20 protein-coding genes and 1 other annotated feature are annotated in these 18,020 nt (G+C 39.5%); of the genes, 4 read left to right on the top strand and 16 right to left on the bottom strand.

The window, feature by feature from the left end:
- Nucleotides 1–102: 102 nt before the first annotated feature.
- The 15 genes from IGJ24_RS00245 to IGJ24_RS00175 all read right to left on the bottom strand — a co-directional run bounded on the left by IGJ24_RS00245 (nt 103) and on the right by IGJ24_RS00175 (nt 13,168).
- Complete coding sequence (locus IGJ24_RS00245) at nt 103–795, bottom strand: metal ABC transporter ATP-binding protein (RefSeq protein ID WP_002356064.1); 693 nt, start codon at nt 793–795, stop codon at nt 103–105.
- 25 nt (nt 796–820) lie between these two features.
- A complete protein-coding gene (locus IGJ24_RS00240; protein WP_002367576.1) occupies nt 821–1,774 on the bottom strand; it encodes a metal ABC transporter substrate-binding protein in 954 nt (317 codons plus the stop codon).
- Between the two features lie 166 nt (nt 1,775–1,940).
- Nucleotides 1,941–2,792 (bottom strand): 4-(cytidine 5'-diphospho)-2-C-methyl-D-erythritol kinase, encoded by an 852-nt coding sequence (gene ispE / locus IGJ24_RS00235; RefSeq protein WP_002356061.1) that lies wholly within the window; start codon nt 2,790–2,792, stop codon nt 1,941–1,943.
- Between the two features lie 180 nt (nt 2,793–2,972).
- The gene (locus IGJ24_RS00230; protein ID WP_002383497.1) at nt 2,973–3,275 is read right to left on the bottom strand and encodes a Veg family protein; all 303 of its coding nucleotides are present in this window, start codon (nt 3,273–3,275) and stop codon (nt 2,973–2,975) included.
- Between the two features lie 57 nt (nt 3,276–3,332).
- The gene (locus IGJ24_RS00225; RefSeq protein WP_002356059.1) at nt 3,333–3,899 is read right to left on the bottom strand and encodes a sigma-70 family RNA polymerase sigma factor; all 567 of its coding nucleotides are present in this window, start codon (nt 3,897–3,899) and stop codon (nt 3,333–3,335) included.
- Nucleotides 3,900–3,984: 85 nt separating this feature from the next.
- Nucleotides 3,985–4,515 carry an NYN domain-containing protein gene (locus IGJ24_RS00220; RefSeq protein ID WP_002356058.1) on the bottom strand — a complete coding sequence of 177 codons (531 nt, stop codon included), beginning with the start codon at nt 4,513–4,515 and terminating at the stop codon, nt 3,985–3,987.
- Nucleotides 4,516–4,529: 14 nt separating this feature from the next.
- The gene (rlmB, locus tag IGJ24_RS00215; protein ID WP_129194061.1) at nt 4,530–5,387 is read right to left on the bottom strand and encodes a 23S rRNA (guanosine(2251)-2'-O)-methyltransferase RlmB; all 858 of its coding nucleotides are present in this window, start codon (nt 5,385–5,387) and stop codon (nt 4,530–4,532) included.
- Nucleotides 5,377–5,775, bottom strand: coding sequence for a Mini-ribonuclease 3 (locus IGJ24_RS00210; RefSeq protein WP_002356056.1), 399 nt, complete (start codon nt 5,773–5,775; stop codon nt 5,377–5,379). Before IGJ24_RS00210 ends, rlmB begins: the two co-directional genes overlap by 11 nt.
- The gene (gene cysS, locus IGJ24_RS00205) at nt 5,772–7,184 is read right to left on the bottom strand and encodes a cysteine--tRNA ligase (protein WP_010709112.1); all 1,413 of its coding nucleotides are present in this window, start codon (nt 7,182–7,184) and stop codon (nt 5,772–5,774) included. Before cysS ends, IGJ24_RS00210 begins: the two co-directional genes overlap by 4 nt.
- Nucleotides 7,177–7,716 (bottom strand): serine O-acetyltransferase EpsC, encoded by a 540-nt coding sequence (epsC, locus tag IGJ24_RS00200; RefSeq protein ID WP_002356054.1) that lies wholly within the window; start codon nt 7,714–7,716, stop codon nt 7,177–7,179. Before epsC ends, cysS begins: the two co-directional genes overlap by 8 nt.
- 64 nt (nt 7,717–7,780) lie before the next feature.
- Nucleotides 7,781–7,987 (bottom strand) — a binding site (T-box leader).
- A complete protein-coding gene (gltX, locus tag IGJ24_RS00195; RefSeq protein WP_010707928.1) occupies nt 7,986–9,443 on the bottom strand; it encodes a glutamate--tRNA ligase in 1,458 nt (485 codons plus the stop codon). It overlaps the preceding feature by 2 nt.
- Nucleotides 9,444–9,495: 52 nt before the next feature.
- Nucleotides 9,496–9,969: a 2-C-methyl-D-erythritol 2,4-cyclodiphosphate synthase gene (gene ispF, locus IGJ24_RS00190; RefSeq protein WP_002367570.1), complete on the bottom strand. Its 474-nt coding sequence runs from the start codon at nt 9,967–9,969 to the stop codon at nt 9,496–9,498.
- A gap of 18 nt (nt 9,970–9,987) precedes the next feature.
- On the bottom strand, nt 9,988–11,133 hold the full coding sequence (locus tag IGJ24_RS00185; protein ID WP_002368622.1) for a PIN/TRAM domain-containing protein: 1,146 nt from the start codon (nt 11,131–11,133) through the stop codon (nt 9,988–9,990).
- A 100-nt stretch (nt 11,134–11,233) separates the two neighbouring features.
- Nucleotides 11,234–12,604 carry a DNA repair protein RadA gene (gene radA / locus IGJ24_RS00180; RefSeq protein WP_002356050.1) on the bottom strand — a complete coding sequence of 457 codons (1,371 nt, stop codon included), beginning with the start codon at nt 12,602–12,604 and terminating at the stop codon, nt 11,234–11,236.
- A 78-nt stretch (nt 12,605–12,682) separates the two neighbouring features.
- Nucleotides 12,683–13,168, bottom strand: coding sequence for a dUTP diphosphatase (locus IGJ24_RS00175; protein WP_002361472.1), 486 nt, complete (start codon nt 13,166–13,168; stop codon nt 12,683–12,685).
- Nucleotides 13,169–13,487: 319 nt separating this feature from the next.
- On the opposite strand from IGJ24_RS00175, the gene proB reads away from it, so the two are divergent.
- Both proB and IGJ24_RS00165 read left to right on the top strand, forming a co-directional pair.
- Complete coding sequence (gene proB, locus IGJ24_RS00170; protein ID WP_002389550.1) at nt 13,488–14,303, top strand: glutamate 5-kinase; 816 nt, start codon at nt 13,488–13,490, stop codon at nt 14,301–14,303.
- The gene (locus tag IGJ24_RS00165; RefSeq protein ID WP_129194060.1) at nt 14,290–15,543 is read left to right on the top strand and encodes a glutamate-5-semialdehyde dehydrogenase; all 1,254 of its coding nucleotides are present in this window, start codon (nt 14,290–14,292) and stop codon (nt 15,541–15,543) included. The genes proB and IGJ24_RS00165 overlap by 14 nt, the downstream gene beginning before the upstream one ends.
- A gap of 91 nt (nt 15,544–15,634) precedes the next feature.
- On the opposite strand, the gene IGJ24_RS00160 is transcribed toward IGJ24_RS00165, so the two are convergent.
- On the bottom strand, nt 15,635–16,582 hold the full coding sequence (locus tag IGJ24_RS00160; RefSeq protein ID WP_002389777.1) for a helix-turn-helix transcriptional regulator: 948 nt from the start codon (nt 16,580–16,582) through the stop codon (nt 15,635–15,637).
- Nucleotides 16,583–16,646: 64 nt separating this feature from the next.
- Here IGJ24_RS00160 and IGJ24_RS00155 point away from each other — a divergent pair, with 64 nt between their 5' ends.
- Entirely contained in the window at nt 16,647–17,114 is a 468-nt protein-coding gene (locus IGJ24_RS00155; RefSeq protein WP_048949316.1) for a VOC family protein, read from the top strand.
- Nucleotides 17,115–17,121: 7 nt separating this feature from the next.
- A complete protein-coding gene (locus IGJ24_RS00150) occupies nt 17,122–17,631 on the top strand; it encodes a ClbS/DfsB family four-helix bundle protein (protein WP_002378680.1) in 510 nt (169 codons plus the stop codon).
- Nucleotides 17,632–18,020 lie beyond the last annotated feature (389 nt).

Genomic DNA, 18,020 nt, shown 5'->3' with positions numbered 1-18,020 from the left:
AATTTTTTAATTCCTGCTTATTTTTTAAATTTTTCCAACATTTCTTTAAGCCGTTCCTTGGCTTTCGTTATTATCGAGCCAGATAACGTTTTATTGGAAAATTTACGTATACGATTCTTCACTCATATGGAAGCAACGCCATTTCGAATCTTCTTTGCGGACAAGACGAATTTGACGATCCACATAGGTTTTGATATCTTCATGATCATGCGTAATCATCAAAATAGCTTTTCCATGTTCATGCGCACTGTGTTGCAACAATTGATAAAATTCGTTTCGCGATTGTTCATCCATACCTGTTGTTGGCTCATCTAAAATAAACAAATCTGGATCGGTCGCAAACACTCGTGCTAAACTAATTCGTTGCTTTTGCCCTCCAGAAAGCTCGCCAATTCGTTTGTGGCGCATTTCCCACATATCCACTGATTTTAAAGCTTTTTCCACATGAAGATGATCTTTTTTCGTCAACGGTTTGAACCAACGATTTCTGGGAAAGCGACCTGAACGTACTAATTCAATGACGGTGCTAGGAAAGCCCGCATTGAAAGAAGCGACTTGTTGTGGAATGTAGCCAATGCTGATTTTTTCACCAGCACTATTTTTTTTAGCGACCGTAATTTTGCCACTTGTTGGTTTTAATAACCCTAAGGTACTTTTGATCAGCGTTGACTTGGCAGCGCCATTTTCTCCTGTTAAAATAACGAATTCCCCTGGATCAACATAATAAGAAACATCTTCTAAAACAGGTTCATCATCATAATAGAAGGTTAAATTTTCGACTTCAATATAATGCATAAGTTGGCTCCTTTCTGTTGCCAGATTAATGAATGCTTTTTTGTAAAGCAGCGAGGTTTTCTTTCATGACAGACACGTAGTTCTCGCCTGCTTCTTGTTCTTTTTGAGTTAAACTCTCTAAAGGATTCAATACGGCTAATTCGACGCCTGTCTCGTCTGCCAATGTTTTGGCTACTTTTGTAGAAGCCGATGCTTCAAAATAGATCACAGAAACATTGTTTGTTTTAATATATTTTTTTAATTCGGCTAAACGACTTGGCGAAGGTTCTTGGTCTGGAGAAATCCCAGCAATCGGTTCTTGGGTCAAGCCATATTGTTTCGCCAAATAGCCAAATGCAGCATGTTGCGTCACAAAGGTCCGATTTTTAGCGCCTGCAAACGCAGCTTGGTATTCCTTATCTAACGCAGTCAATTTTTCCAAATAAGCAGCGGTATTTTTTTCAAATACGGCTTTTTTCTCAGGATATTTTTTGATAAGCGCATCCCGAATCGCTGTCACTTCTTTTTGCGCTAACACGGGATCTAACCAGACATGCGGATCCAGTTCGTGGGAATGGTTATGGCCTTCATGACCTTCTTCGCCAGATTCTTCCTCTTCTGTTCCTTGCATCAATTGAATGGATTGACTGGCTTCCACGATTGAAACTTTTTTCGTGTCCAAGTTTTCAATAACATTCGGAACCCAAGTTTCTAGCTCTTTACTATTATAAACAAAGACATCCGCATCAGTAATTTTCGCTAAGTCTTTTGCGCTTGGTTCATAATCGTGTGGTTCCGTTCCAGCTGGAATCAACAGCTCAACCTCTCCCTCATCACCAACGACTTGTTTTGCGAAGTCATACATCGGATAAAAAGTAGTCATTACCGTGAGCTCTTTCTTCTCTTTTGGCGATTGTGTGGTTTGCCCACAGCTAGCTAAAAGAAAAGCACTGATTGCTAAAGTAACGCCGATTATCAAACGGCGGTAGATTTTCGTCATGTTCTGTCCTCTTTTCGATTTACCTATTATAAACCGTAATATTTACGATTTGCCAGGAATAATGTACCAAATGGATCACGGGACGTCAAGGAATAAATTTAAAAAAACAACAGAGCGTGGGACAAAAATCACTTTGGGTTTTTGCTCCACGCTCTGTTGTTTTTATTTATTTCAATGTCCGAACCAAATAAACTTCTTCACAAAAGCCTTTAAGTCCATTATAAATCCGTTGTGCTCGTGTTTTCTTTTCACATAAAGCAAAGACTGTCGGTCCACTGCCGCTCATCAACGCTGCATCAGCGCCGTACTTCAGCATGCGATCCTTGATTTGTTGCACGATTGGATGTCTGGCAATCGTGACACTTTCCAACGCATTGCCAACCGTTTGGGTCATCCCAGTATAATCACCATTTTCAATAGCTATTCTTAGTCCAGCAATATCTGGATGGTGCAATTCATCTACCGCTAAATCATTAAAAACGGTACTAGTAGATACACTAATTCTTGGTTTAACTAACACAATCCAACATTGAGGCATGGTCGGTAATGCTTCAATTTTCTCCCCACGTCCGTTTGCAAAGGCTGTTCCGCCCCTTAAACAATAAGGAACATCCATACCAATTTGGCTGCCAATTTCACAGAGTTCGTCCATCGTCAACCCCAGATTCCACAGTTTGTTCAAGCCTCGTAATGCTGCGGCACAGTCACTGCTCCCCCCTGCTAAACCAGCTGCCACGGGGATACGTTTTTCAATATATATTTTAATTCCTTTATGAATATTATAGGTACGCTTTAATAAGTCAACTGCTTGATAGACATGATTCCGTCGATCCACGGGTAAAAAAGAGCTGTCCGTTTCAATACGAATGATGTCTTCTTCTAGATTTTCAAAAGTTAAATGATCGGCTAAATCTACACTTGCAAAAATAGATTCAACTTCATGATAGCCATCCACACGTTTATGCAGAACATCTAACCCAAGATTAATTTTCGCAGGAGCTCGTTCGATTATTTCCATCGGTTCCCTGATTCACCTTCCTTAATCTTTTGTCTACCAACATTTTAATCTTTTAGATTCTATCATATGTCCATGAAGAAGTACACCGAAGATTGCTCTTTCTCTGACAACAGATGGGTGAAATTAAAAAGAGCTTAGGAACGAAGGGCTCTTCCTTCACTCCTAAGCGGACTTTCTAAATTATACGGCTTGACCGATGAATTCGATTTCAACGGTGCGTGTTAAAACATCTGAATAGCTATAAGATACACGTTCAAATGAGTTCTCGTCTGGATCCAAGTCAACAACAAAAACAGATGGATAAGTCTCCGTTAAGATTCCTTTACGTTCTGTTTGGCGCTTTCTTCCAGTCTGAGCAACTAACATAATTTCACTGCCGATACGGCCTTCCAAATCTTTCTTAATTGACGATAACGTTGTTGGCATTGCATTCACCTCGAGAAACATTATATCACTTTTTTTAAAAAATTTCAAGTTTATCATACTAGAAGTCTGTTTGCAACTACTTTTGCTCGACAAACCGGCTGTTTTGTCGAATTTTTATTCATTTTCTAATGTATATTTCATTTTTGCTTTGGCACGATCATAGGCACTTCGGACAGCTGAAAAAGTTCCCCCACGTACTTTAGCGATTTCTTCTAACGTGTAGCCTTTTAAGTATGCGTTTAAAATTTGTTGTTCCAACGAGGAAAGACGTGTCGGAAAAGCTGCCAATTTTTCTTGAATCATTAATTGACCTAATGGGTCGGTAGCCGCTGTCCCTAAATAGTCCACTAACTCTTCACCAGCGCTTTCTAATCGTTGTTCCAGAGAAATAGACAAGGTATCTGTTCGCCGCTTATAGGCGCATTGATGGCGAATTAAGCTATGTACGTGATTTTCAAAATTTCGTTTAAAAAACTTTCCTAATGATGCTTGTTTTTCTGAATCAAATCGTTCTAACGTCCGAAAGAAGACAATTCGTCCTTCTTGAAGCCAGTCTTCAGTATCATAATCTTTTAAATAGTATTTTTTCATGCACTTATAAATCACTGGCTGATATTGCCCATATAAGGCTTGAAATTGTTCTTGGTCTCCTGCTAATGCTTGTTGAATCTGTTCTAACATAAAAAGCCCTCCTTTTCGATAAACGTATCGAATGATTTAGGAGAGCATAGCATGTTAGAAATTTATGACTTAAGCGAACATTTGTTTAATCTTTTTTTTGAGACAATTCTTCTAGCTTCTCAGAAAGTTTTGATAACTGCTCCACGTTCCATGGAGAATTTCGACGAAATTGCTGGAAATGGATATCCGTTGCATGAATGGCAATCGTCTTTTCTGTTTTCTGGACAGCTTTGTAAAGTTCATTGGCCGAAGTCCGCAATGCACCTTGTGAAAAGACCACCCATTGTTCAGCCAAATCACTCGTTGCGACTGTTACTTGCGTTAAACGATCATTTTTTTCACCAGCTAGACGTTCAATATAACTATCTGCTGTTTCATCTTCTTTGGTGAAAACCACGGTCAAAAGGTACTTTTTGTACGTTTGCTGAATACCTGGGACTAATTGGGCATCAAAGACCACAATGATTTCCAACCCTTCATATTTGGCGTAATTGGACAGACGACTAAGAAGCAGTTCACGCGCATCCTCTAAACGCTCTTGCTTTTTCAACTGGACCAATTCTGGCCAAGCACCAATCATATTATAGCCATCAACGATTAACAATTGTTTTTTCATACAATCGCCTTCTTCTATAATGGGTTGCGGCCACGATAGACTTCATACATTAGCAAGCCTGCAGCCACACCAGCGTTTAAGCTTTGAACGTGTCCAGTCATTGGAATCGTTAATAATTCATCCACTTCTTTATGAAGACCTTGACTCATGCCACGACCTTCATTTCCGATGATTAAGGCAATTGCGCCTTGTGTATTCCAGCGACGATAATCCGTCCCAGACATATCTGTACCAAAAATCCAAAATTGATTCTCTTTTAGCGTTGCAATACTTTGCGCTAGATTCGTTACACGAGCCACTGGAATATGTTCCACGGCCCCTGTTGATGCTTTGCTTACGGTTGGTGTAATTCCCACTGCACGATGTTTCGGAATGATAATACCGTCCACGCCTGTCGCATCAGCTGTTCGCAAAATTGAGCCAAAGTTATGTGGGTCCTCTAGACTGTCTAAAATTAGGAAAAATGGTGTTGCTGTCTTTTCTTTTGTTTGTTCCAATAATTCTTCTAAAGTTAAATATTGATACGCTGTGATTGCTAAAACCATGCCTTGATGCACGCCGTGATCACTCATCGTATCTAATTTTGCTTTAGGCACCCATTTGACTGGAACAGCCTGTTCTTTCGCTGCTTGTTTTAATTGCTCAATTTTCTCGCCACGAGCATCTTCTTGTAAAAACAATTTATTTCCGCGTCCTTGCTGCAACGCCTCAACAGTGGCATGGAAACCAAAGACAAAGTTATCTGCTAGCTCTTCTGAGGTTCCATCAGCACCTGCTGTCGCTGGTCGTGGGTTCCGTTCTTTTGAACGCTTGTCTGAACGTTCTGGACGTTTCTTACCTTTTTTAAAAGGACGAGATTTTTCATTTTTCATTGGTTTCACCTACTTTCTTGATACACCAGTTAATTAATTCTTCTAAACGTTCTTTTTGTTGTGTTAAATGTAAATAACCCATCAAGGATTCGAAACCGGTCGCTACCCGATAAGTCGTCACATCAGCATTTTTGGCAAAGGTGTGACTTTTAGCATTCCGACCGCGTTTGTACATCACTTCTTCTTCCTCCGTTAGCATTTCTCCCGCTAACATCGCTTGCATTAAGCTTGCTTGGGCTTTTGCTGACACGTAGTGTGTCGCCATGCGATGCAAAACATTCGGTTTCGTTTGTCCCAAGGAAACTAAATAATCACGAATGTAAATTTCATAAATCGCATCGCCAACATAGGCCAAAGCTAAACCGTTTAATTGTTTGTAATCTCTCATTCACTTCTTCTCCATCTCGTTCCTTGCGGAGTATCTTCTAAAACAATGCCTTGTTCTTTTAATAAATCGCGGATTTCATCACTTCGGGCAAAATCACGGTCTTTCCGTGCTTGGTTCCGTTCTTCAATTAACGCATCGACTTGTGCATCCACTAATTCTTCGTTTTTAAAGAATAAACCAAAAATAGCTAACCAGCCACTGAAAAGCTTATCCATCGCCACTAGAATTGGTTCCGAAACTGTCGCTTGTTCACTGTACTGATTCATCATCTTCGCTAATTCATAAACGACCGTAATCCCGTTAGCTGCATTGAAATCATCGTCCATTTCCGTAATAAAACGTTGTTCTAATTCGTTTAATTGAGCCAAATAGTGTTCATCCTCTGGCAAACTTGCGACCGCATCTGCTTGTCTAAAACGTAAATTTTCAAACGCATTTTTCAATTTTTGATAATTGGCTGCTGCCTCTTTTAGAGTGCTTTCGCTATAACGAATCGGGCGACGGTACTGGGTGGTGGACATAAAGAAACGTAAAATTTGCGGATCCACTTTTTGAATCATTTCATGAACAGTAATGAAGTTACCTAGGGATTTGCTCATTTTTTCATCGTCTTCACCAATTGTGACATAGCCGTTATGCATCCAGTAATTGGCAAAGGTATGGCCTGTTTTGGCTTCGCTCTGTGCAATTTCATTCTCATGATGTGGAAATTCTAAATCTTGTCCACCGCCATGAATATCAATCGTCTCTCCCAAGTGTTTTGTCGCCATGACAGAGCATTCAATATGCCAGCCGGGACGTCCTTTCCCCCAAGGAGAATCCCAAGAAATTTCATCTTCTTTGGCACTTTTCCAAAGAGCAAAATCCAATGGGTCTTCTTTTAATTGTTGTTCAACGCCAGTTCGTTGACTTGCCCCCACTTCTAATTCATCAATCGATTGATGGCTTAATTTACCATAATTAGGGAATTTACGGGTGCGATAATACACATCACCTGCGACCTCATAAGCAAAACCTTTTTCAATTAAAACTTCGATGAAAGCTAAGATATCAGGCATGTGGTCCATCACCCGAGGATGTAACGTTGCTGGTTGGACATTCAATGCTTGCGTGTCTTCTTCAAAGGCTTTGATAAAACGCTCCGCCACTTCCGGCGCAGTAATTTTCAATTCTTTAGCTGCCTTGATAATTTTATCATCGACATCTGTAAAATTCGAGACATAATTCACTTCATACCCACGATATTCAAAATAACGACGAATTGTATCAAAGGCGATCGCACTGCGCGCATTACCGATATGGATATAATTATACACGGTTGGTCCGCAGACATACATCCGAACTTTATGCGCCTCAATTGGCGTAAATACTTCTTTTTCTCTGGTCAATGTATTATAAATTTTAATCATGCCCTTTTTCCACCTTTCTTCCATTTAGACGAACGACTTTCGCAGGAACACCCACAGCTGTAGCATCTGCTGGGATGTCTGAAATAACAACAGCACCCGCCCCAATTTTTGAACGTTCACCAATCACAACTGGCCCTAAAATTTGAGCTCGTGCCGAAATCATCGCTCCTTTTTTCACTGTTGGATGGCGTTTACCCGTATCACGACCGGTCCCACCTAACGTCACTCCGTGAAACAAAACAACATCTTCTTCTATTTCCGCGGTTTCCCCAATCACAATGCCCATGCCGTGATCGATAAAAACCCCCGCACCAATTGTGGCCCCGGGATGAATTTCTACGCCCGTTATGAAACGCCAAAATTGTGCATGAATCTTCGCCAACAAAAACAACTGATGCCTATATAAGAAATGAGACAAGCGATGCCAAAACAGGGCGTGCAAGCCAGGATACGTTAAAAGAACTTCTAGTGTGGTCCGCGCTGCAGGATCGTTTCTTTTAACAGCTGCGACGCTACGTTTCAACCAACTCATAGGGTGAACTCCTTTCTATTATACAAAAATAAAAAACGTCTTTTAAGCAACAAAAAAACGTTGCTTAAAAGACGCCCATGCGTGGTTCCACTTTTCTTCACAAGAACTAGCTCTTGCCTCGATACAGTTAACGCCTGCCGACGTCTTCGGTTACTTTTTTCACCAAAGCCACTCATAGATGCATTTCGACAAAAGATGCTCGCTGTTCTCACCACCCACAGCGTCTCTGAAATCCATCTGATTGTCTACTTCTTCTATTCTTTGTGTTTTTATAACACTTTATTTAAATGATCTAATGCTTTTTCTTTGCCTAATAATTCGATGGTTTCGCCTAATTCAGGACCATGCATTTGTCCAGAAACAGCAATTCGAATTGGCATAAACAAGTTTTTGCCTTTAACGCCGGTTTCTTTTTGGACGGCTTTAATCGCTGCTTTAATACTTGGCACATCGAAAACGTCCAAGGCTTCTAATTGTTCTTTAAACGCCTGTAACACAGTTGGCACTGTTTCTCCTTGCAAGAATTCTTTCGCAGCATCATCTAAAACTGGATGTTCATTAAAGAACAAGTTTGATAGTTCCACAATTTCAGCTGCATAACTCATTTGTGGTTGATACAAGCTAACTAATTGTTTTAACCATTCGATTTTTTCAGGAGATGGATTTTCTTCAACACGACCGTCAGCGACTAAATAAGGAATACACATATCTGTTAGTTCACTCAAGTCCATTTGTTTCATGTATTGATTGTTAATCCATTCTAATTTTTTCGCATCAAAGGCCGCTGGTGACTTGCTTAAGCGTTGTTCATCAAACAATTTAATCAAGTCTTCTTGTGAGAAGATTTCTTCTTCGCCAACAGGAGACCATCCTAGTAAAGCAATAAAGTTGAACATGGCTTCTGGTAAGTAACCTAATTCACGGTATTGTTCAATAAATTGTAAAATTGTTTCATCACGTTTGCTCAATTTTTTGCCAGTTTCTGAATTAATGATTAAGGTCATATGGCCAAAGACAGGTGGTGTCCATTCAAACGCTTCGTAAATCATTAATTGTTTTGGTGTGTTCGCAATGTGATCATCGCCACGTAAAACGTGAGAAATTTTCATTAAGTGATCATCTACTGCAACGGCAAAGTTATACGTTGGCATCCCATCGCGTTTTTGGATGACAAAATCGCCACCAATGTTATCTGACTCAAAAGTAATTTCACCTTTCACGATGTCATCAAATTTGTATTCTGTATTACGTGGCACACGGAAACGAATCACTGGTTCTAGACCAGCCGCTTCTTTGGCTGCTTGTTCAGAAGGTGTTAAATTCGCACAAGTGCCTGCGTAGTGAGGCATTTCCCCACGAGCTTGTTGTGCTTCACGTTCTGCTTCTAATTCTTCTGGCGTACAATAACACTTATACGCACGATTGCTACTTAATAATTGATCAATCAATGGTTGGTAAATTTCTTTACGTTCTGATTGACGATATGGACCATATTCTCCCGGATGAGCAGGTGATTCATCCCATTCCATCCCTAACCATGCTAAGTTTTCCAACTGACTTTTCTCGCCGTCTTCGATGTTCCGTTTTTGGTCGGTATCCTCGATACGAATGATAAATTCTCCGTCATTGTGGCGGGCAAATAAGTAGTTAAATAATGCTGTTCTTGCATTCCCAATGTGCAAGTGTCCAGTTGGACTTGGTGCGTAACGCACACGAACTTTCGTCATGTTCATTCCTCTTTCCATTTTTTAAAAACAGACGGTTTAACGTCGTTTTCAGTTATTTTTCCAATAAAGCAACGGCAATTGCGCCGATTCCTTCTTTTTTACCAACAAAGCCCATCGTTTCCATGGTCGTTGCCTTAATGTTCACTTGTGTGACCGCTAAGTGGCAACTCGCGGCTAGATTCTTTTTCATCTCTGCCAAGTATGGGCTCATCTTTGGCTCTTCCGCTAAAATTGTACAATCAATATTGCCAATAGTAAAGCCCGACCGCCCAACTTTTTCATTTACTTTTTTTAATAAGTTTACAGAATTCGCATTTTTGAACTGCGGATCGGTTTCGGGAAACAGTTGCCCAATATCACCCAGACCAGCGGCACCAAGGATTGCATCAATAATTGCATGTGTTAAAACATCGGCATCTGAGTGACCTAACAGACCTTTTTCATAAGGAAGAGTAACCCCACCAATAATTAAAGGTCGTTGCGGAACTAATTGATGAACATCAAAACCTTGACCGATTCGAATCATACTAAGTCCTCACTTTGCTTAATTTTTATCGTTTTTAGGATGGTTATCCTTGCGATCATTAATCCCGCGACCCGCATGCGCCGGTTTGGCAAAAATCATACGCCCAGCTGCGGTTTGTAAAGCACTTGTAACGACCACTTCGATTTGCTCATTCATGTAATGCTGGCCATCTTCTACCACAACCATTGTGCCATCATCTAAGTAAGCGACCCCTTGTTGACGCTCTGTTCCGGCTTTTACAACCATCACATTCATCGTTTCACCTGGAATCACCACTGGTTTCACAGCATTAGCTAAAGCATTAATGTTTAAAACAGGCACATTTTGAAATTCAGAGACTTTGTTTAAGTTGTAGTCATTGGTCACAACCACGCCATCTAATAATTTTGCTAATTTGATTAATTTACTGTCTACTTCAGAGATATCCTCGAAATCTCCGTCATACATCTCAACGGAGATACCTTCTTCTTTTTGTAAAGCATTTAAAATATCTAAGCCACGACGACCTCTCACCCGTTTTAAACTGTCTCCAGAATCAGCAATGTATTGTAATTCATATAAAACAAAGTTAGGGATGAGCAAAACACCTTCTAAAAAGCCTGTTTTAGCGATATCGTAGATTCTGCCATCAATGATGACACTAGTGTCTAAAATTTTGTATTTATGGAAGTTGTCTTCCACTTTACGTTCCAACATTTGTCCTTCGGTGTCTTCCGTATTTGCTTTCTTTTGGCGAGGTGTAAAAACTTTTTTCCACTCCTCAATCCGTGTTGTTCCCATTCGGAAACCTAAGTAACCCAGAATAATCATAACTAGAATTGGCAGTAAACTATTCACGACAGGAATTTGTAAGTTGTACATGGGAATGGAAATAATGACACCAATTGTTAAACCAATGATGGCACCAATACTTCCAAATAATAAATAGGTTAAACTCATTTCATTTAAAGCTGCTTCGATTTTTTTGACAGCGGAAACAATATACTTTGCTAACCCTAAAGATAAAATAAAGAAAATAATTGCACCGATTAATCCGTTCGTAAAGTTATTGTTTAACCAACTGTTATTGCCTTGCTTAGCCATTTCCCAAGCCATTGGGAAAAGAGAAATTCCTAAACTTGCACCAGCAATGATCATCAGCAACGTGATGATTCGTTTTTGCATATAGCCATCCTCCTCGTTTATTTAATAAAGACGTCTAGTGTTGTGGGGCGTACAAAAATCATACGCCACCAACAACCTAAACGGATTATTTCTACTTTCATTATTTAAAAACTTTTCTTAACGTTTCACCAATTGTTGAAACGCCAATAATTTCAATCCCTTCAGGCGCTTCCCAGCCACCAAGGTTATTTTTAGGGACATAGACTTTTGTAAAGCCTAGTTTTTGCGCTTCACGCACTCGTTGTTCAATACTATTCACGCGGCGAATTTCACCAGTTAAACCAATCTCACCAATGAAACATTCCGAAGATGAGGTTCCTTTTTCTTTATAGCTAGAAGCAATACTGATTGCTAACGCTAAATCAATAGCTGGTTCATTAATTTTGACTCCACCAGCCGCTTTTAGATACGCATCCTGGTTTTGTAACAAAAGGCCTGCCCGTTTTTCTAAAACCGCCATGATTAAAGAAACGCGATTAAAGTCCAACCCGGTGGTCGTTCGCTTGGCATTGCCAAACATCGTTGGGGTAACTAACGCTTGGATTTCCACCAAAATGGGGCGTGAACCTTCCATTGCTACCACAATTGAAGATCCGGTGGCTCCTTCTAAACGTTCTTCTAAAAAGACCTGAGAAGGATTCATAACTTCAACCAATCCATGTGTCTGCATTTCAAAAATACCAATCTCATTCGTTGAGCCAAACCGATTTTTGACAGCCCGTAAGATTCTAAAGGTGTGATGCTTATCTCCTTCAAAATAAAGAACCGTGTCTACCATATGTTCCAACATCCGTGGCCCTGCGATAGACCCTTCCTTCGTTACGTGTCCGACAATAAAAATGGCAATCCCATTCGTTTTTGCCAGTTTCAATAATTCGGCAGTTGTTTCTCGGACTTGACTGACACTACCAGCAACGCTGGTAACATCTGGCTGCGTCATTGTTTGAATCGAGTCAATAATGACATAATCTGGTTCTAATTTTTCAATGGCTCGTGATATTTCGTGCATATCTGTTTCTGCGTATAAGTAAAATGTCTCGTTGACGGTGCCTAAACGCTCCGCTCGTAATTTAATTTGCTCAGCACTTTCTTCACCAGAAACATATAAAACCGTGCCACCTGTGGCTGCTAATTGTTGCGATACTTGTAAAAGCAATGTTGACTTACCAATTCCGGGATCGCCACCGATTAAAACTAACGAACCTGGGACAACGCCACCACCTAAAACCCGATTCAGCTCCACTAATTCAGTTTTTACACGCGGCTCTTTTTTAGGTACGACTTCAGATAGCCGTTGTGGTTGTGTCTTTTTACCAGTCAAACTTACTCTAGCACGACGATCAGAAGTATCTTGAATAACCTCTTCCACCATCGAATTCCATTGTCCACAATTAGGACAGCGGCCGAGATATTTTGGAGACACATACCCACAGCTTTGACATTCAAATTGAACTTTTGCTTTTTTTGCCATGTAGAATCTCCTTATCTGTTGTTTATTTTAACATTTATTAAATGGTTTGAATAACGTTGCCTACTGAAAAAATGGGCTTTATTTTTGTCCAGACGAACCAAAACCGCCCGTTCTTTCTGCCTCGACTTGGTCATCATCCGCTAATAAAAACGGCTTAAAAATCCCTTGGCCAATTCGTTCACCTTTTTCAATGACAACATCTTCATATCCAAAGTTTAAAAATTGGAACATGATATGTCCTTCGTTATTCTCGTTATTATAATAATCACTGTCAATGACTCCGACACCATTCGCTAAAAGTAGGAACCGTTTTAGCGGGTTCGAAGAACGACTCACCAATTCTAAATATTCAGAATCAGGCATATACGCCTTAATTCCTGTTTTAACTAAAATTGGTTTGGGATTTTCTCCAGCTTGTTGTAACTTCCAAAGACTTGGTACAACGACCGTTTCGGCTGCTTGAAAATCATACCCAGCGGCACCTTTTGTTGCTCGTTGTGGGACACTCAAGCCCTCTTCTTGATACTTAGAAATAATCTCAAAACCACGTTGTTTCATATTCATTCTCCCCTACTGTCTAAACTACTCCTATTTTACCATAATCTCTGATACTCTGGTTGTTTTTAGTAAGTTTCTCATTTCTAAAAGCCCAGTTAATCTAGACTACGCAAAAAAGAGGAGAATTTTTGTTTATTTTCCTTCTTTTAGTCTATCATCTTCTCTTAAAATAAACAGACCAAATCCCAAAAAGTCCCAAGATTCCCTCAAAAAGTTCACACTTTCATTAAACTTTCTTTACTATTCATTATTTAGCACTTTCTAGTAGCCGCTGATTTTGTTATAATGAGTGTCAAATTTTACTGTAAAAAGAAACGAGGCACTTATGAGAAACAAACTCCAACAGGCCAAACGAATTGTGATCAAAGTCGGAACCAGTTCTCTGATTTATCCCAATGGCAATATTAACTTAAAAGCAATTGATCAATTAGCCTTTACTTTGAGTGATTTAAGCAACCAAGGCAAAGAAATTATTTTAGTTTCTTCTGGCGCAATTGGTGTCGGACTGAATAAATTAAATCTATCTGTGCGCCCAACGACAATTCCCGAACAACAGGCAGTCGCTGCAGTCGGCCAAGCAGAATTAATGAACATTTATAATCAGCGGTTTTCAACCTATAGCCAACAAATGGCACAAGTTTTATTAACTCGTGATGTTATTGAATATCCTGAAAGTCGCAATAATGTTACCAATACTTTTGAACAACTGTTAAAAATGAATATTATTCCTATCGTCAATGAAAATGATACTGTCGCAATTGAAGAATTGGATCACTTAACCAAGTTCGGGGATAACGATCAATTGTCTGCCATTGTCTGCCAAATTGTTCAAGCTGACTTGTTAGTTATGTTATCAGATATTGATGGTTTCTTTTCAGACAACCCTACTGTCAACAAAGAAGCCACGTTATTTTCTGAAATCAATGAAATTAATGAAGACTTGTTCCAATTAGCCGGTGGTAAGGGGAGCCGCTTTGGCACTGGTGGGATGTCTAGTAAATTAAAAGCTGCTGAACGTGTGTTAGCTAATCAACAGGCGATGATTTTAGCAAACGGAAAGCAGCCAAAAATCATTTTTGAAATTTTAGAAGGAAAAGATATCGGTACGTTATTTATTAAAGGAGGGCATGAAAGTGACTGATTTAAAGCAACTAGGGCAACAAGCTAAAGAAGCCTCTTATACGCTAGGCTTGATGGATACTCGTCAAAAAAATACTTTGTTAAACAAAATGGCCGCAGCCATTGAAGACAATGCGCCCCGCATTTTACAAGCAAACGCATTAGATTTAGAGCAAGCCGCTACCCACGGAATTTCTGAAACAATGCAAGACCGCTTACGTTTAACAGAAGAACGGATCACAGCGATGGCCGAGGGCATACGCCAAGTCGCTACTTTACCCGATCCAATTGGGGAAGTAGATAAAATGTGGCGCAATGAAGCGGGGCTGTTAATTGGGCAACAACGCGTGCCTTTAGGTGTTATTGGAATCATTTATGAATCGCGGCCAAACGTGACAACAGATGCCGCTAGCCTTTGTTTCAAATCAGGAAATACTGTTATTCTTCGAGGCGGAAAAGAAGCGTTTCACTCCAATCAGATATTGGTGACAATTTTACAAGAAGCGCTAATACAACAAGCCGTTTCTCCCCATCTCATTCAATTTGTTGATGATACTTCTAGAGAAACAGCCCAACAACTTATGCGCTTAAATGACTACTTGGATGTCCTCATTCCGCGTGGCGGCGCCAACTTAATCAAAACTGTTTTGACAACAGCCACTGTTCCTGTTATTGAAACGGGCACAGGCAATTGTCATATTTACGTGGACAAAGACGCCCAGTTAACAATGGCAACTGAAATTATTGTCAATGCTAAATGTCAACGTCCTTCTGTCTGTAACGCCGCCGAAACGTTATTAATTCATCAAGAGGTGGCTGAAGCCTTTTTACCAACAATTGAAAAAGCCTTGAAGGAGTTTCACGTGGAACTTCGGGCAGATGAACGTGCGTCAGCAATTTTTGAAGAAGCCATTCCAGCGACTGAACAAGATTGGGAAACGGAATTTCTCGACTTTATCTTAGCAGTGAAAGTCGTTGATTCTTTAGACGAAGCCATCCAGCATATTAATCGCTACAATACAAAACATTCTGAAAGTATTATTAGTGATAATTACTTTGCCACACAACAATTTTTACAACAAGTGGATGCAGCCGCTGTTTATGCGAATGCTTCAACTCGTTTCACGGACGGTTTTGAATTTGGATTTGGCGCCGAAATCGGCATTAGTACGCAAAAATTACATGCCCGTGGACCTATGGGTCTAGCAGAGCTTACTTCGACAAAATATGTTATTTATGGAAATGGGCAAGCACGTTCTTAGAAAGAAAAACCCTTGATTTAAAGATCAAGGGTTTTTCTTTCTCTTCTCCAATGTGCATTTTTACACATGAGATTGTTCACAGTCCCACAATCTATTCTTGATATTTTTTTTGAATCCTCATTATACTTTCTACATATGCTTGTTTCACTTGGACTGGCTCTAAAATTGTCACTTCTTCACCAAAGCCCATAAAATAGTTGGCTAAAAATTGTGTTTCTGTTGGATGAATCTGTCCAACTAAAAAACACTGCGTGGGCGTTTCTTCCAACTGAATATTGTCAAAGCGATGTTTATAAAAAAATTCTTTGCCTTTTTCTGTAATGATTGCTTTAAATGGAATCGTACGTGCCGTCGTTTGTTGATGGCGATACGATTCTTTCAGTTCTTCAGTCGTAAAATCCAGTGTTTGGTTTAACTGCTGAATAGCCTCCATAAAATCACAGCGGTAAGTACGCCAAGCCTTTTTAGTCACATCATAGCCTGAACAATACCAATACCCTTCTAAAATAGTTAACCGGGTTGGTAAGATTTTTTTCGTTGTTGCTTCATATCTGGTATAGTTAAACTGAATTACTTGTTGCGCCAAAATACAATGAAACAGCTGCTCTAAATTGCCTGGTGCTTCTACTTGTTCAATTCCTTCGTAATAGACGACCTTACTCATTTGACTGATTTTAAATTGGGTTGGTTCATCTAAAGAATGTAATAATTTTTGCTTAATTTGCTGATAGGAATGACCAAACGGTGACTCTGCGACTAATTTCAGTAATTGTAACGAAAAAAAGATTGCTAACACTTCATTTTCGTTAAAATAAATCGGCGGCAACAACGGTTTGTTTAAAACTCGATAGCCACCATAACGACCATTCTCCACATATAGCGGCACGCCTAAATTTTCCAAAGCTTCAATATCCCGCAAAGCTGTGCTTTTAGAAATCCCAAAAGTTTTCATTAACTGATTTAAATTAAACTGAGGATGGGTTCTCAAGAAAAAAAGTTCCTGATTTAAACGTTCTGATTTTTTCATTTTTCCCTCCATCGGTGTCACTTTTTGACACCTTTTATTGTTATGCTTATCTTATCAATCTTAGGAGGTTCAAACAATGAAAAACACACAATTTGCCCTTTTTATGGTCTTAAATGGACGAGCAACGGAAGCCTTGACGTTTTACCAAGAAGCCTTTGCTGGTGATATTCTTTTTAAAATTACTAATCAAGAATTTAAAGAGCGTTTAAATCCTTCTTTGACCATTCCCGCTGGCGAAGAACACTGGCTTTCTCACTCGATTTTACAAATGGACACTTTTCAATTACAACTAGCTGATAATCCTTTGTTTGCAGGAATGAATACCACGCCCACAGAACAATTGACCCTCAGCTTAACCGTCGACAGCCGTCACTCTGCCAAAACAATTTTTGAAAAACTCACGTGCCATCCCGAATCCTGTATTATCCAAGAACCAATTGAAAATGAATTTGCAACATTTTATGCGATTGTGAAAGATCCTTTTGGTTTAGTCACTCAAATTACTCATGAAAAACAAGCAGATCCTACCAAGAAAGGAAGTTAGCCGAAGAATGCGAACCTATGAATCAAAAGAAGCCTTGATTGAGGCCATTCAAATAGCTTCACAAAAATATTTAGCTGAATTTGCAGAAATTCCTGAAACACTTAAAGATCACCGAATTGAAACAGTAGCTAAAACACCTTCAGAGAACTTAGCCTATCAATTAGGTTGGCTCAACTTGCTGCTTTCTTGGGAAGAACAAGAACAACGTGGTCTGACCGTTCAAACGCCAGCTGAAGGTTATAAATGGAATCAACTGGGCGCTCTCTATCAATCATTTTATCAAACCTATGGACAAATGAGTTTAGAAAGTCAGCTGATTGCGTTGCAAGACATCTTAGAAAAATTACTTCATTGGATTGACTCGCTTTCCGAAGACGAATTATTTTTACCTCAACAACGGGCTTGGGCGACCACCAAAGCACAATGGCCTCTTTGGAAATGGATTCACATTAATAGCGTTGCCCCTTTTACTAGTTTCCGAACGCAAATTCGCAAATGGAAAAAAGCTTGTCTTTAAAAAGTTATCCACATTTTTTCAAAAAAAGCTTGACAAGCATTTTTAAATTCTCCACAGAAAACTTTGTGGATGAAATTTCTTATTTTTTCCAAAAAACTTTTCCACAATGCTTATTTGTTCGACATTAAATCTTTGTAAATTCTAGAAAAAAGAAGATGAAAACGTTGTTTTAATAACGTTTTCATCTTCTTTCAACTTTAGGGATTCCTTTACTTTTAGCAAGCAGGACTTCTGAACTTGCGTCTATTTTTTTTAGCAACTCGAAAACTTATCCTTGTGGATAAACCGAGATAAAAAGCTTTTTTGTGGTTTTCAACAGAGTTATGCACAAAGTTATCCACAGGGAGTTTTCAGCAATTTTTCGGAGAATATTCGTCTTTTGATGTGGT

The organism is Enterococcus sp. DIV0546 (assembly GCF_051712785.1).
In the GTDB taxonomy this organism is placed as follows: domain Bacteria; phylum Bacillota; class Bacilli; order Lactobacillales; family Enterococcaceae; genus Enterococcus; species Enterococcus faecalis.
This window is presented reverse-complemented; position numbering and strand designations above follow the sequence as displayed.

Excerpts from the sequence above, each read along its gene's own strand:
- IGJ24_RS00155 (WP_048949316.1), top strand. The coding sequence starts at position 16,647 with ATGAAAAACACACAATTTGCCCTTTTTATGGTCTTAAATGGACGAGCA.
- IGJ24_RS00210 (WP_002356056.1), bottom strand. The coding sequence starts at position 5,775 with ATGAGAGATTACAAACAATTAAACGGTTTAGCTTTGGCCTATGTTGGC.
- epsC (WP_002356054.1), bottom strand. The coding sequence starts at position 7,716 with ATGAGTTGGTTGAAACGTAGCGTCGCAGCTGTTAAAAGAAACGATCCT.
- cysS (WP_010709112.1), bottom strand. The coding sequence starts at position 7,184 with ATGATTAAAATTTATAATACATTGACCAGAGAAAAAGAAGTATTTACG.
- IGJ24_RS00230 (WP_002383497.1), bottom strand. The coding sequence starts at position 3,275 with ATGATAAACTTGAAATTTTTTAAAAAAAGTGATATAATGTTTCTCGAG.
- IGJ24_RS00185 (WP_002368622.1), bottom strand. The coding sequence starts at position 11,133 with ATGCAAAAACGAATCATCACGTTGCTGATGATCATTGCTGGTGCAAGT.
- IGJ24_RS00160 (WP_002389777.1), bottom strand. The coding sequence starts at position 16,582 with ATGGAGGGAAAAATGAAAAAATCAGAACGTTTAAATCAGGAACTTTTT.
- IGJ24_RS00150 (WP_002378680.1), top strand. The coding sequence starts at position 17,122 with ATGCGAACCTATGAATCAAAAGAAGCCTTGATTGAGGCCATTCAAATA.
- rlmB (WP_129194061.1), bottom strand. The coding sequence starts at position 5,387 with ATGAAAAATGAAAAATCTCGTCCTTTTAAAAAAGGTAAGAAACGTCCA.
- IGJ24_RS00175 (WP_002361472.1), bottom strand. The coding sequence starts at position 13,168 with ATGAATATGAAACAACGTGGTTTTGAGATTATTTCTAAGTATCAAGAA.
- radA (WP_002356050.1), bottom strand. The coding sequence starts at position 12,604 with ATGGCAAAAAAAGCAAAAGTTCAATTTGAATGTCAAAGCTGTGGGTAT.
- ispF (WP_002367570.1), bottom strand. The coding sequence starts at position 9,969 with ATGATTCGAATCGGTCAAGGTTTTGATGTTCATCAATTAGTTCCGCAA.
- IGJ24_RS00245 (WP_002356064.1), bottom strand. The coding sequence starts at position 795 with ATGCATTATATTGAAGTCGAAAATTTAACCTTCTATTATGATGATGAA.
- IGJ24_RS00225 (WP_002356059.1), bottom strand. The coding sequence starts at position 3,899 with ATGTTAGAACAGATTCAACAAGCATTAGCAGGAGACCAAGAACAATTT.
- IGJ24_RS00220 (WP_002356058.1), bottom strand. The coding sequence starts at position 4,515 with ATGAAAAAACAATTGTTAATCGTTGATGGCTATAATATGATTGGTGCT.
- ispE (WP_002356061.1), bottom strand. The coding sequence starts at position 2,792 with ATGGAAATAATCGAACGAGCTCCTGCGAAAATTAATCTTGGGTTAGAT.
- proB (WP_002389550.1), top strand. The coding sequence starts at position 13,488 with ATGAGAAACAAACTCCAACAGGCCAAACGAATTGTGATCAAAGTCGGA.
- IGJ24_RS00240 (WP_002367576.1), bottom strand. The coding sequence starts at position 1,774 with ATGACGAAAATCTACCGCCGTTTGATAATCGGCGTTACTTTAGCAATC.
- IGJ24_RS00165 (WP_129194060.1), top strand. The coding sequence starts at position 14,290 with ATGAAAGTGACTGATTTAAAGCAACTAGGGCAACAAGCTAAAGAAGCC.
- gltX (WP_010707928.1), bottom strand. The coding sequence starts at position 9,443 with ATGACGAAAGTTCGTGTGCGTTACGCACCAAGTCCAACTGGACACTTG.